The 16,106-nt window shown below is 41.3% G+C and carries 1 protein-coding gene; it reads left to right on the top strand.

Annotated elements, in window-relative coordinates; genetic code table 11:
- The first annotated feature begins 43 nt into the window (after positions 1-43).
- On the top strand, positions 44-16,096 hold the full coding sequence (locus QWY99_RS08060) for a T9SS type B sorting domain-containing protein (protein WP_290263551.1): 16,053 nt from the start codon (positions 44-46) through the stop codon (positions 16,094-16,096).
- Positions 16,097-16,106 lie beyond the last annotated feature (10 nt).

The raw sequence follows: 16,106 nt of genomic DNA, 5'->3' as shown, positions 1-16,106 counted from the left end.
TTTCTTATGTTTAAAATTATATTAAACTTAATCCTAAAAAGTTATGGTATCAACCTCTATTTATAAAAAACTGTTTGCATATTTTGGTTTGCTGCCATTGTTCTTAGTGGCTACACAACTAAATGCACAATCAGGAAGTTATGGGAATACTTATGTGGATGGCACAGGCGTTATGGCCATTTATGCCCAACATAATTTTCAATCCGGCACTATTGTCACAAAACGAACAAGCCCTCAAGGATACGTTACATTTGTTCCAGGATCGAGCTGGATTGGGGCAACCAATGCAGCTCATGTAGATGGATATGTATCTAAGATAGGAAATACTGCCTTTGTATTTCCTGTAGGTGATCCTACTACTTTACGTACTCTGAGTATTTCTGCACCCACAAATGCTTCAACCCAATTGGGTGTTGCTTGGTTTAGCGGAAATCCTTCAACTGTTATTGATCCTACAGATGGGGTTGTACATAATACAAATCTAATAGGACCTGGCCTAACAGCAGTAAGTCCTGTAGGATTCTGGGATTGGGTACCTTTTATAGGTAGTAATGTAAACGGACTTACTGTTACTGCATCTATTCCAGATGTTAGTGGATTTAGTTCAGCTGCTAATTTACGGCTTGTAGGTTGGAATGGCTTAGCATGGATTGATCTGAGTGGCAGTTCTAAAGCTACGGGCAATACTAATGGTAGTACTTTAACTGGTACTATTCCTGCAATTTCGACTATCACGGCAATTGCTATTGGTACCTATAATCCGATAACAGATTTAGCAGTTACAAAAGTGGTTGACAAACCACTTCCTGTTGTTGGGTCAAATGTTGTTTTCACCGTTGTTGCTACTAACAATGGCCCTAATGCAAGCACAGGAGTAACTGTTACCGACCTGCTTGGAGCAGGTTATACCTATATAAGCTCCACTGCTTCATCTGGTACAAGCTATGCATCTGCTACTGGATTGTGGACAATTGGTGGGTTAACTAATGCTGCTTCTGCTACTTTGACCATTACAGCATCTGTTAATGCTACGGGTCCATATGCTAATACGGCAACAGTTACAGGTAATGAAAATGATCTTAATCAGCTTAACAACACTGTAACTATTACCCCAGTGCCTGTACCTTCAACTGATAGAGCAATAGTAAAAACTATCAATAATCAAACTCCAGCTGTTGGAAGTACAGTAATATTTACTCTAAATGCGACTAACAACGGGCCAAGCGCCACTACTGGAGTAGTTGTTACTGATATATTGCCAAGTGGTTATACTTATGTTTCATCTACCCCACCAGTTGGTACTACCTATATTCCAGCAACTGGACTATGGACTATTGGAGCCATGACAAATGGAGCTACCCGAACACTAACAATCACTGCAATTGTAAATGCAATAGGAAGCTATGTTAACACAGCTTCTATTGCTGGAGTTGAAACAGATCCTGTATCTGTAAACAATACTAGTAGTGTTACCCCAATCCCAACGCCTGTAAGTGATCGTTCTATTGTAAAAACAGTCAATAACTCCGCCCCTGCTGTAGGAACTCCTGTTGTTTTTACATTGATAGCTACCAATAGCGGACCAAGCACAAGTACTGGAGTTACTGTTACAGACTTACTACCAGCTGGATATACCTATGTTAGTTCAACTCCCCCAATAGGAACTACTTATACGTCTGGAACTGGTGTATGGAATATTGGAACACTGCCAAATGGTGCCAATGCAACATTAACTATTACTGCTACTGTTAAAGCAACAGGGCCTTACGCTAATACTGCTACTATAACTGGTACCGAAAGTGATCCTACTCCAGGAAATAACAGTTCTACAGTAACTCCTATTCCGGTATCCATTACTGATCGATCGATAGTTAAAACTGTAAATAATGCTACTCCTGTTGTGGGTAGTAATGTTATTTTTACATTGGTAGCTAGAAATAATGGACCAAGTAATGGAACAGGAATAGCTGTTACTGATTTGTTGCCTGCAGGTTATACCTATGTAAGCTCAACTCCTCCTATAGGAACTACTTATAATTCGGCAACCGGAATTTGGAACATAGGGTCACTTGCAAATGAGACTAATTCTACCCTAACAATTACTGCTACTGTTAATGCATCAGGTTCATATGCTAACACTGCTACTATAAACGGAATAGAAACCGATCTTGTTCCTCTAAATAATAGTTCAACAGCAACTACAATACCTATTCCTTCTTCCGACCGCTCTTTAGTAAAAACTATCGATAACCAAACTCCTCCTGTTGGAAGTACAGTAATTTTCACTCTAAATGCTACTAACAATGGGCCGAGTCCTTCTACAGGAGTAGTCGTTACTGATATATTACCAAATGGCTATAGCTACGTTTCATCTACCCCGCCAGCAGGTACTACCTATACTCCAGTAAATGGACTATGGACTATTGGAACCATGACAAATGGGGCTACCCGAACACTAACAATAACTGCAACTGTAAATGCAACTGGAACCTATACTAACACAGGTGTAATTTCAGGTATTGAATCAGATCCTATATCGGTAAACAATACTAGTAGTGTTACACCAATTCCAACAGCTGTAACTAATCGATCTATTGTAAAAACAGTCAATAATACAACCCCTGCTGTGGGTAGTAATGTAGTATTTACACTTGTAGCGACCAATAACGGACCAAGTACTAGTACTGGAATTACAGTTACAGACTTGCTACCAGCTGGTTACACTTATGTAAGTTCAACTCCTCCAATAGGAACTACTTATACTTCAGGAACTGGTGTATGGAATATTGGAACGTTAGCAAATGGTGCCAATGCAACATTAACTATTACTGCAACTGTAAATGCGGCTGGACCTTATGCTAATACTGCTTCTATTAATGGAAATGAGAATGATCCAACTCCTGGGAATAATACGAGTACAATTACTCCTATACCTGTACCTACTACCGACCGCTCTATTGTAAAAACTGTTGATAATGCAACACCTGCTGTTGGTAACAATGTTGTTTTTACATTGGTAGCTAGAAATAATGGACCAAGTAATGGAACAGGAATAACTGTGACTGACATATTGCCTGCTGGTTATACCTATGTAAGCTCAACTCCTCCAATAGGTACAACTTACAATTCAACTAATGGAATTTGGAATATAGGAACACTTTCTAATGGTGCTAGTAGTACTATAACTATTACTGCTACCGTTAACGCGACTGGATCTTATGCTAACACTGCAACAATTAACGGAGTAGAAAATGATCCTACGCCTGGGAATAATACAAGTACAACTACTCCTATACCTGTACCTACTACCGACCGCTCATTAGTCAAAACTATCAATAATCAAACTCCAGCTGTTGGAAGTACTGTAATATTTACTCTAATTGCTACTAACAACGGACCAAGTCCTTCTACTGGAGTAGTCGTTACTGATATATTACCAAGTGGGTATACCTACGTCTCATCTACTCCACCTGCTGGTACCACCTATGTTCCAGCAACTGGACTGTGGACTATTGGAAATATGGCTAATGGAAATACTAAAACATTAACTATAACGGCAACCGTAAATGCAACTGGAAATTATACTAATACGGCTTCTATCAATGGAACAGAAAATGATCCTACACCTGGAAATAGTACTTCTACTGTAACTCCTGTTCCAACATCCGTAAGTGATCAATCTATTGTAAAAACAGTCAATAATACAACACCTGCCGTTGGTAGCAATGTAGTATTTACACTTGTAGCGACCAATAACGGACCAAGTGCAAGTACTGGAATTATTGTTACCGACTTGTTACCAGCTGGCTATACTTATGTTAGTTCAACCCCGCCAATAGGAACGACTTATGCATCAGGAACTGGTGTATGGAATATTGGAACATTAGCAAATGGTGCCAATGCAACATTAACTATTACTGCGACTGTTAATGCAACTGGTTCTTATGCTAATACAGCCTCTATTAATGGAAATGAGAATGATCCAACTCCTGGGAATAATACGAGTACAATTACTCCTAACCCTACAGCGACTACTAATCGCTCAATTGTAAAAACTGTTAATAATACAACACCTGCCGTTGGTAGCAATGTAGTATTTACGCTAGTAGCTACCAACAATGGACCAAGTGCTAGTACTGGAGTTACAGTTACCGACCTACTTCCAGCTGGTTATACATACGTAAGTTCAACTCCTCCAGCAGGTACGACTTATACGTCAGGAACTGGTATATGGAATATTGGAACATTAGCAAATGGAGCAAATGCTACATTGACAATTACTGCAACTGTTAATGCAACTGGTCCTTATGCTAATACTGCTTCTATCAATGGAAACGAAAATGATCCTACTCCTGGAAATAATACCAGTACAATTACGCCAATACCTACAGCTACTACTGATCGTTCGATTGTAAAAACTGTTGATAATTCAAACCCAACCGTAGGCAATACTGTTATTTTCAGATTACTAGCCACCAATAATGGACCAAGTGATGGAACAGGAATAACTGTTACTGATTTACTTCCAGCGGGTTATACCTATGTTAGTTCAGATGCTTCCGAAGGAACTACTTATACTTCGGGAACTGGTGTATGGAATATTGGAGCATTATCCAATGGTGCTACTACTACGCTGTATATTACTGCTACTGTTAACGCGTCAGGACCTTATGCAAATACTGCAACCATTAATGGAACGGAAAATGATCCTACACCTGGAAATAATAGTTCAACTATAACTCCAACCCCAGTAGCTTCTTCCAACCTAAATATTACCAAAACAGTAGATACAGCTTCACCTTATACAGGAAATAACGTTGTCTTTACATTGACTGCATCCAATGCCGGACCAAGTAATGCTACAGGTGTTTCTGTTAATGACCTATTGCCTTCAGGATATACCTTTGTGTCTGCAACACCTTCAGCAGGAACTTATAATTCAGGTACTGGTGTTTGGTCACTTAATGATATTAATGCAAATACAAATGCTACCTTAACAATTACTGCAACTGTAAACCCTACGGGTAATTATACAAATACTGCTACTATAAATGCAGATCAAAATGACCCTACTCCCGACAATAACATGGCTAGTGTAACACCTACCCCTATTAATGTACAAATTTCAAAAACTGGACCTTCAAACAGCAGTGCTGGAAATATAGTTACGTACACATTAACTGCAAATAATAGTGGAACAGGAAATGCATTAGCTCAGACCATCTCTGATAATGTTTCTGCTTCGCTAGTAAATGTGAGCTGGACTGCTGTTGCGCAAGGGACAGCAACCATTTCGAATGGTGCGACTGGAACTGGTAATACACTAAGTGTAACAGGAGATATCCCAAGTGGTAGTAATAATCAAATTATTATTACAATTACAGGAACAGTACCTTCCTCATCTACAGTAACAAGCATATCTAATACTGCTAGTGTTACAGCAACGGGAAGTCCAATAATTACTTCCAATACTATAACAACAACTATAGGAAGAGAGGCGGACATTCAAATTCAAAAAACTGGGCCAACTAATGCCTATGCAGGTAATCTTGTAGACTATAATTTAACCATTACTAATTTAGGTCCAGCAGATGCCAATGCAGTAACTATAGAAGACATGTTACCAGCTGGTTTAGACATTAGTACAGTAAACTGGACCGCAACGGCACTAAATGGTGCCAATGTTTCAGGCGCTAGTTCTGGAACAGGAAATGTAAATCTATTAGCCGCTATACCTGCTACTGGTAATGCATCTATATCTGTAACCATTACTGGAAAAATCAATGGTGATTTTGCAGGAAGCACATTAGTAAATACTGCTACTGCAACTCCTGAAACTGGCGTAACTGATGCTACTCCTGCATCAAGCAGTGTTACTACCAATGTGAGTAGAATAGCCAATGTGCGAATCACAAAGTCGGGACCTGCTAATATTGGAGCAGGAGATATGATTTCATATACCTTACGTGTTATTAATGATGGACCAAGTAATGCACCAGGTATAAATATTCTAGATAACATTCCTAGCCAAGTTTTAAATCCTACTTGGACAGCTACAGTCCAAAATGGGGCAACATTGAGTGCTATGAATGGCACTGGAAATATTAATCTTATTGGTGATATTCCTGCTACTACTGGCGTTATTGAAATTACTGTAACTGGACTTATAAACCCAGCGACTCCTGATAATTCCAATTTCTCTAATACAGCTACTGCTAATTTCCAAGCTTTAAGTCCTGTAACCGACCCAGAATTGGCTAATAATACCAGCACTATACCAACTGTGGTAAGCAATTCCCCTTTATTAAGAGTTTCTAAAAATGGTCCAACATCCATAAATATCAATGATCCAATTACCTATACTATTGTTGTATCAAATGGTGGAGCGGGAGATATTACTGATGCTATTATTCAAGATAATGTTCCTACATCAGTAATTGTATCTGACTGGAATATTGTTGCTGGTGGTGGAGCTACAATTACAGGTGCAACGTCTGGAACGACCAATACTGTTGCAACTTCAGGAGATATTCCTGCGGATGGTAATCCTTTAACGGCATTAACAATAGTAGTACATGGTACTGTAAGTTCTAATGCATTAAGTTCATTTACCAATACAGTGACTGTTACAGCAGGTAATGTTATGGAAAGTTCTGTAACAACATCAACCAATCAGTCTACCGACCTAATTATACAAAAAAGTGGTCCACAAACTGCTACGGCTGGTACTCCTATTACCTACAGCATTAAAGTAAGCAATGCTGGTCCTGTTGATGTTCAAGGATTAACTATCCAAGATTTGATTCCATCTGATGTAGAGAATATAAACTGGACAGCTACTGCAAGCGGTGTGGCTACTATAAACGGAATTTCTTCTGGTAGTAGTAATACGATACAATTAACCGGAAATATTACTGCTGGTGCCTCAAATTACATTACTATTGCTATCAATGGTACGGTAAGCGCCTCCACAAGTGCAACTACTATAAGCAACAATGCTACAGTAACTTCTTCTGCTAGTGTAACTGATTATAACCTTGCTAATAATAGCAGTTCTGTAAGTACTACTATCATCAAAGAAACTGATGTTTCAATTACAAAAACAGTTGATAATACAATGCCAAATGTTGGCAGTAATGTAGTGTTTACATTAGTAGCAACCAATTCAGGACCTAGTGATGGAACTGGAATTAGTGTAACTGACCTTCTTCCGGCAGGTTATACTTTTGTTTCAGCAACACCTCCTACAGGAACCTCATATGTTCCAGCAACTGGATTATGGACTATTGGAGCACTTACAAATGGAGCTAGTTCAACTCTTACCATAACAGCTACTGTAGCTCCAACGGGTTCCTATGCTAACACAGCTTCTATTAATGGAACTGAAAATGACCCAACCCCAGGAAATAATAGTTCAACTATAACTCCTACACCAATTCCTAATTCTGATCGTTCTATTGTAAAAACTGTAGATAATCAAAACCCAGCGGTGGGAAGTACGGTAACATTCAGCCTTCTTGCAACTAACAACGGCCCAAGTGATGGAACTGGTGTTACTGTAACAGATTTACTACCTTCTGGATATACCTACGTAAGTAGTGTTGCTCCAATAGGAACAATCTACAATCCAACAAATGGATTATGGAACATCGGTACTTTAGCTGGTGCAACTACATCAACATTAACTATTACAGCGACTGTTAATGCAGCTGGTACTTATGCAAATACTGCATCTATTTCTGGAACTGAGAATGATCCAACTCCTGGTAATGATTCTTCAACATCAACACCAACTGCTGTACCAACCTCAGATCGCACTATTGTAAAAACAGTAGATAACAGTAATCCTGCGGTGGGAAGTACGGTTACATTTAGTCTTGCAGCGACCAACAATGGACCAAGTAATGGAACTGGAGTTACAGTTACTGATTTACTACCTGCTGGATATACCTATGTAAGTAGTATAGCTCCAATTGGTACAAGTTATGACTCTGCTAGTGGATTATGGACCATCGGTACCTTAACCGCAGCAACTACAGCTACACTTACTATTACTGCGACTGTAAATCCTGCTGGTCCTTATGCTAATACTGCATCTATTTCTGGAACTGAAAATGACCCAACTCCTGGTAATGATTCTTCAACATCTACTCCAACTGCTGTACCAACATCGGATCGCTCTATTGTGAAAACAGTCGATAATAGTAATCCTGCGGTGGGAAGCACAGTAACATTTAGTCTTGCGGCTACCAACAATGGACCAAGCAATGGAACTGGAGTTACAGTCACTGATTTACTACCTGCTGGTTATACCTATGTAAGTAGCGTTGCTCCAATTGGTACGACATACGATTCTGGTAGTGGAGAATGGACCATCGGTACTTTAGCTGGTGCAACCACAGCTACGCTCACTATTACAGCGACTGTAAATAAAACTGGTCCTTATGCAAATACTGCTAGCATTACTGGAACTGAGAATGATCCTACTCCTGGTAATGATAGTTCTTCATCTACTCCAACAGCTGTTCCAACATCTGATCGTTCTATTGTGAAAACAGTTGACAATCCGAATCCTGCGGTGGGAAGCACGGTAACATTCAGCCTTGCTGCAACCAATAATGGACCAAGCGATGGAACTGGAGTTACTGTGACTGACTTGTTACCTGCTGGCTATACCTACATAAGTAGTGTAGCACCAATTGGAACAAGTTATGACCCAGCTAGTGGAAAATGGAATATTGGTACTTTAGCTGGTGAAACTACAGCTACGCTGACTATTACAGCTACTGTAAATAAAACTGGTCCTTATGCTAACTCAGCATCTATTGATGGAACTGAAAATGATCCAACTCCTGGTAATGATTCTTCGACATCAACTCCAATAGCTGTGCCAACATCTGATCGCTCTATTGTAAAAACAGTTGATCATCCGAATCCTGCTGTAGGAAGTACCGTTACGTTTAGTCTTGCTGCAACCAACAATGGCCCAAGTGATGGAACTGGAGTTACAGTTACTGATTTACTACCTGCTGGTTATACCTATGTAAGTAGCGTTGCTCCAATTGGTACGACATACGATCCTGGTAGTGGAGAATGGACCATCGGTACTTTAGCTGGTGCAACCACAGCTACGCTATCTATTACTGCTACAGTAAATGCCACTGGTTCGTATGCTAACTCAGCATCTATTACCGGAACTGAAAATGATCCAACTCCTGGTAATGACTCTTCAACATCAACTCCAACACCAAGTCCTAGAGCACATTTAACGATTGCAAAAGTCACTAAGACCCCTACACAAACTTCGTTTGTTCCTGGACAAGCTGTAGTATATAAAATCACTGTAACCAATGATGGTCCTAGTGAAGCCTTAGCGGTTAATATACAAGATGTTGCTCCTATGGGTACAACAATAAGCAGTTGGACTGCAATAGCTTCAACTGGAGTAACCTATCCGAATGCTTCGGGAACTGGAAACTTAGATGAAACTCTGGTTACTCTAGCAAATGGTTTAGTAGCTATTTATGAAGTAACGGTTCAAACCCCTGCGGATTTTACAGGAACGTTGAGCAATGCTGTTACGACAACAAGTACAACACCTAGTCCAACACCAGATCCAACTCCGGGACCGTGTACAACTTGTGCTACCAATCCTATTTCGCCAACGCCACAGGCAGATCTAAATACGGTGAAAACACTAAGTGACCCAACACAAACTTCGTTTGTACCTGGTCAAGCTGTAGTATATCGTATTGCAGTGACCAATAATGGTCCGAGTGATGCAACGGCGGTATCAATTGTTGATAATGCGCCTGCTGGCACAACAATCAGCAGTTGGACTGCAATGCCATCAACTGGGGTTACCTATCCGAATGCTTCGGGAACTGGGAACTTAAATGAAAGTCTAGCAACGTTAACAAATGGTTTAGTAGCTATTTATGAAGTAACGGTTCAAACCCCTGCGGATTTCACAGGAACGTTGAGCAATGCTGTTACGACAACAAGTACAACACCTAGTCCAACACCAGATCCAACGCCTGGACCGTGTACAACTTGTACTACCAATCCTATTTCGCCAACGCCACAGGCAGATCTAAATACGGTGAAAACACTAAGCGACCCAACACAAACTTCGTTTGTTCCTGGACAAGCAGTAGTGTATCGTATTGCAGTGACCAACAATGGTCCGAGTGATGCAACTGCGGTATCAATTGTTGATAATGCGCCTGCGGGAACAACAATCAGCAATTGGACTGCAATAGCTTCAACTGGGGTAACCTATCCAAATGCTTCGGGAACTGGAAACTTAAATGAAACGCTGGTTACTCTAGCAAATGGTTCAGTAGCTATTTATGAAGTAACGGTTCAAACCCCTGCGGATTTCACAGGAACGTTGAGCAATGCTGTTACGACAACAAGTACAACACCTAGTCCAACACCAGATCCAACTCCTGGACCATGTACTACTTGTACAACTGATCCTATTACGCCAACACCACAAGCTGATCTAAATACGGTGAAAACACTTAGCGACCCAACACAAACTTCGTTTGTACCTGGTCAAGCTGTAGTATATCGTATTGCGGTGACTAATAATGGTCCGAGTGATGCAACGGCGGTATCAATTGTAGATAATGCGCCTGCTGGCACAACAATCAGCAGTTGGACTGCAATGCCATCAACTGGGGTAACCTATCCGAATGCTTCGGGAACTGGGAACTTAAATGAAACGCTAGTAACTTTAGCAAATGGTTTAGTAGCTATTTATGAAGTAACCGTTCAAACCCCTGCTGATTTTACAGGAACGTTGAGCAATGCTGTTACGACAACAAGTACAACACCTAGTCCAACACCAGATCCAACTCCGGGACCGTGTACAACTTGTTCTACCGATCCTATTCCAGCATCACCACAAGCTGATCTAAATACGGTGAAAACACTTAGCGACCCAACACAAACTTCGTTTGTACCTGGTCAAGCTGTAGTATATCGTATTGCGGTGACTAATAATGGTCCGAGTGATGCAACGGCGGTATCAATTGTAGATAATGCGCCTGCTGGCACAACAATCAGCAGTTGGACTGCAATGCCATCAACTGGGGTAACCTATCCGAATGCTTCGGGAACTGGGAACTTAAATGAAACGCTAGTAACTTTAGCAAATGGTTTAGTAGCTATTTATGAAGTAACCGTTCAAACCCCTGCTGATTTTACAGGAACGTTGAGCAATGCTGTTACGACAACAAGTACAACACCTAGTCCAACACCAGATCCAACTCCTGGACCATGTACTACTTGTACAACTGATCCTATTACGCCAACACCACAAGCTGATCTAAATACGGTGAAAACACTAAGCGACCCAACACAAACTTCGTTTGTTCCTGGACAAGCAGTAGTGTATCGTATTGCAGTGACCAACAATGGTCCGAGTGATGCAACGGCGGTAGCAATTGTAGATAATGCGCCTGCTGGCACAACAATCAGCAGTTGGACTGCAATGCCATCAACTGGTGTTACCTATCCAAATGCTTCGGGAACTGGGAACTTAAATGAAACGCTAGTAACTTTAGCAAATGGTTTAGTAGCTATTTATGAAGTAACGGTTCAAACCCCTGCTGATTTTACAGGAACGTTGAGCAATGCTGTTACGACAACAAGTACAACACCTAGTCCAACACCAGATCCAACTCCGGGACCGTGTACAACTTGTACTACCACTCCTATTTCGCCTACGCCACAGGCAGATCTAAATACGGTGAAAACACTAAGTGACCCAACACAAACTTCGTTTATACCTGGTCAAGCTGTAGTATATCGTATTGCAGTGACCAATAATGGTCCGAGTGATGCAACGGCTGTAGCAATTGTAGATAATGCGCCTGCTGGCACAACAATCAGCAGTTGGACTGCAATGCCATCAACTGGGGTTACCTATCCGAATGCTTCGGGAACTGGGAACTTAAATGAAAGCCTAGCAACGTTAGCAAATGGTTTAGTAGCTATTTATGAAGTAACGGTTCAAACCCCTGCGGATTTCACAGGAACGTTGAGCAATGCTGTTACGACAACAAGTACAACACCTAGTCCAACACCAGATCCAACGCCTGGACCGTGTACAACTTGTACTACCAATCCTATTTCGCCAACGCCACAGGCAGATCTAAATACGGTGAAAACACTAAGCGACCCAACACAAACTTCGTTTGTTCCTGGACAAGCAGTAGTGTATCGTATTGCAGTGACCAACAATGGTCCGAGTGATGCAACTGCGGTATCAATTGTTGATAATGCGCCTGCGGGTACAACAATCAGCAGTTGGACTGCAATGCCATCAACTGGTGTTACCTATCCAAATGCTTCGGGAACTGGAAACTTAAATGAAACGCTGGTTACTCTAGCAAATGGTTTAGTAGCTATTTATGAAGTAACGGTTCAAACCCCTGCGGATTTTACAGGAACGTTGAGCAATGCTGTTACGACAACAAGTACAACACCTAGTCCAACACCAGATCCAACTCCGGGACCATGTACAACTTGTTCTACCGATCCTATTCCAGCATCACCACAGGCAGATCTAAATACGGTGAAAACACTAAGTGACCCAACACAAACTTCGTTTGTACCTGGTCAAGCTGTAGTATATCGTATTGCAGTGACCAATAATGGTCCGAGTGATGCAACGGCGGTATCAATTGTTGATAATGCGCCTGCTGGAACAACAATCAGCAGTTGGACTGCAATGCCATCAACTGGGGTTACCTATCCGAATGCTTCGGGAACTGGGAACTTAAATGAAAGTCTAGCAACGTTAGCAAATGGTTTAGTAGCTATTTATGAAGTAACGGTTCAAACCCCTGCGGATTTCACAGGAACGTTGAGCAATGCTGTTACGACAACAAGTACAACACCTAGTCCAACACCAGATCCAACGCCTGGACCGTGTACAACTTGTACTACCAATCCTATTTCGCCAACGCCACAGGCAGATCTAAATACGGTGAAAACACTAAGCGACCCAACACAAACTTCGTTTGTTCCTGGACAAGCAGTAGTGTATCGTATTGCAGTGACCAACAATGGTCCGAGTGATGCAACTGCGGTATCAATTGTTGATAATGCGCCTGCGGGTACAACAATCAGCAGTTGGACTGCAATGCCATCAACTGGTGTTACCTATCCAAATGCTTCGGGAACTGGAAACTTAAATGAAACGCTGGTTACTCTAGCAAATGGTTTAGTAGCTATTTATGAAGTAACGGTTCAAACCCCTGCGGATTTTACAGGAACGTTGAGCAATGCTGTTACGACAACAAGTACAACACCTAGTCCAACACCAGATCCAACTCCGGGACCATGTACAACTTGTTCTACCGATCCTATTCCAGCATCACCACAGGCAGATCTAAATACGGTGAAAACACTAAGTGACCCAACACAAACTTCGTTTGTACCTGGTCAAGCTGTAGTATATCGTATTGCAGTGACCAATAATGGTCCGAGTGATGCAACGGCGGTATCAATTGTTGATAATGCGCCTGCTGGAACAACAATCAGCAGTTGGACTGCAATGCCATCAACTGGGGTTACCTATCCGAATGCTTCGGGAACTGGGAACTTAAATGAAAGTCTAGCAACGTTAGCAAATGGTTTAGTAGCTATTTATGAAGTAACGGTTCAAACCCCTGCGGATTTCACAGGAACGTTGAGCAATGCTGTTACGACAACAAGTACAACACCTAGTCCAACACCAGATCCAACTCCGGGACCGTGTACAACTTGTACTACCACTCCTATTTCGCCAACGCCACAGGCAGATCTAAATACGGTGAAAACACTAAGTGACCCAACACAAACTTCGTTTGTACCTGGTCAAGCTGTAGTATATCGTATTGCAGTGACTAATAATGGTCCGAGTGATGCAACGGCGGTATCAATTGTTGATAATGCGCCTGCGGGTACAACAATCAGCAGTTGGACTGCAATAGCTTCAACTGGGGTAACCTATCCAAATGCTTCGGGAACTGGAAACTTAAATGAAATGCTGACAACGTTAGCAAATGGTTTAGTAGCTATTTATGAAGTAACGGTTCAAACCCCTGCTGATTTTACAGGAACGTTGAGCAATGCTGTTACGACAACAAGTACAACACCTAGTCCAACACCAGATCCAACTCCGGGACCGTGTACAACTTGTACTACCACTCCTATTTCGCCAACGCCACAGGCAGATCTAAATACGGTGAAAACACTAAGTGACCCAACACAAACTTCGTTTATACCTGGTCAAGCTGTAGTATATCGTATTGCAGTGACCAATAATGGTCCGAGTGATGCAACAGCAGTGTCAATTGTAGATAATGCGCCTGCTGGCACAACAATCAGCAGTTGGACTGCAATGCCATCAACTGGGGTTACCTATCCGAATGCTTCGGGAACTGGGAACTTAAATGAAAGCCTAGCAACGTTAGCAAATGGTTTAGTAGCTATTTATGAAGTAACAGTTCAAACTCCTACGGATTTCTCAGGAACATTGAGCAATACTGTAACAGCAACGAGTACAACTCCTGATCCAACACCTGGACCATGTACAACTTGTACGACTACCCCTATTACGCCAACACCACAAGCACATTTAAATACGGTGAAAACACTTAGCAATCCTTCACAAACTTCGTTTGTTCCTGGACAAGCAGTAGTGTATCGTATTGCAGTGACCAACAATGGTCCGAGTGATGCAACTGCGGTATCAATTGTTGATAATGCGCCTGCTGGAACAACAATCAGCAGTTGGACTGCAATGCCATCAACTGGGGTTACCTATCCGAATGCTTCGGGAACTGGGAACTTAAATGAAACGCTGGTTACTCTAGCAAATGGTTTAGTCGCTATTTATGAAGTAACGGTTCAAACCCCTGCGGATTTCACAGGAACGTTGAGCAATGCTGTTACGGCAACGAGTACAACTCCAGATCCAACACCTGGACCATGTACAACTTGTACGACTACCCCTATTGCGCCAACTATAGTACAAGCGCATTTAAATACGGTGAAAACACTGAAAGATCAAATACAGAAAACCTTTGCTCCTGGTCATGTGGTAACTTACCGCATTACGGTTACTAATCAAGGGCCTGATGCAGCTACAGCAGTTAACATTTTAGATAATGCACCAGCGGGTACAACAATCAGCAGTTGGACTGCGATTCCGTCTACTGGGGTAACGTACCCGAAAGCTTCGGGAACTGGGAACTTAAATGAAACCCTGTTAACTTTAGCAAATGGTTTAGTCGCTATTTATGACGTTGATGTTTTAACTCAAGCGGATTATATCGGTACATTAAGCAATACAGTAGTAGTAACTACACCAACTCCAGATCCAACACCTGGACCGTGTACAACTTGTACGACTGATCCACTTATACCAACATCATTAGCACATATTACTACAGTGAAAACACTAAGTGATCCAACACAAACTTCGTTTGTACCAGGACAATCAGTAGTATATCGCATTGTGGTTACCAATATTGGACCTAGTGATGCTAAAGCAATAACAATTGTGGATAATGCTCCTACAGGAACGACTATAGGTAGCTGGGTAGCATTACCTTCTCCAGGTGTAACTTATCCGAAAACTTCAGGGACAGGTAATCTTAATGAAACGATCTTAGATTTACCTAATGGTTTAATAGCTATTTATGAAGTAACAGTAGATACACCTATAGATTTTAAAGGCACATTGAGCAATACAGCTAGTGCTATCAGTACCACACTTGATCCTACACCAAGGGTATGTACAACCTGTGCTACACGACCTATTCCTGCAGCTATTACAGATATCTTCATTCCGAATGTTATAACTCCAGATGGTGATGGTAAAAATGACAATTTTGTTATTGTAGGTTTAGACAATTATCCTGGTTCTGTCTTAATGATTTATAACAGATGGGGTAATGAGGTTTATCATTCTGAGAATTATGATAATAGTTTTAATGGACATGGTTTAAGTGGAGGTGTATATTATTACATCTTTAAACTCAAAACAGCTGAAGGAAATAAAGATTATAACGGTTGGATTGAAGTATTGAAATAACAGAAAATTT

This window comes from Flavobacterium branchiarum (genome assembly GCF_030409845.1).
Lineage (GTDB): Bacteria > Bacteroidota > Bacteroidia > Flavobacteriales > Flavobacteriaceae > Flavobacterium > Flavobacterium branchiarum.
The sequence above is the reverse complement of the archived record's forward strand: the minus strand, read 5'-3'. Positions and strand labels throughout refer to the sequence as shown.

What these genes read in the sequence shown, in the direction of transcription:
- QWY99_RS08060 (WP_290263551.1), top strand. Translation starts at nt 44, where the DNA reads ATGGTATCAACCTCTATTTATAAAAAACTGTTTGCATATTTTGGTTTG.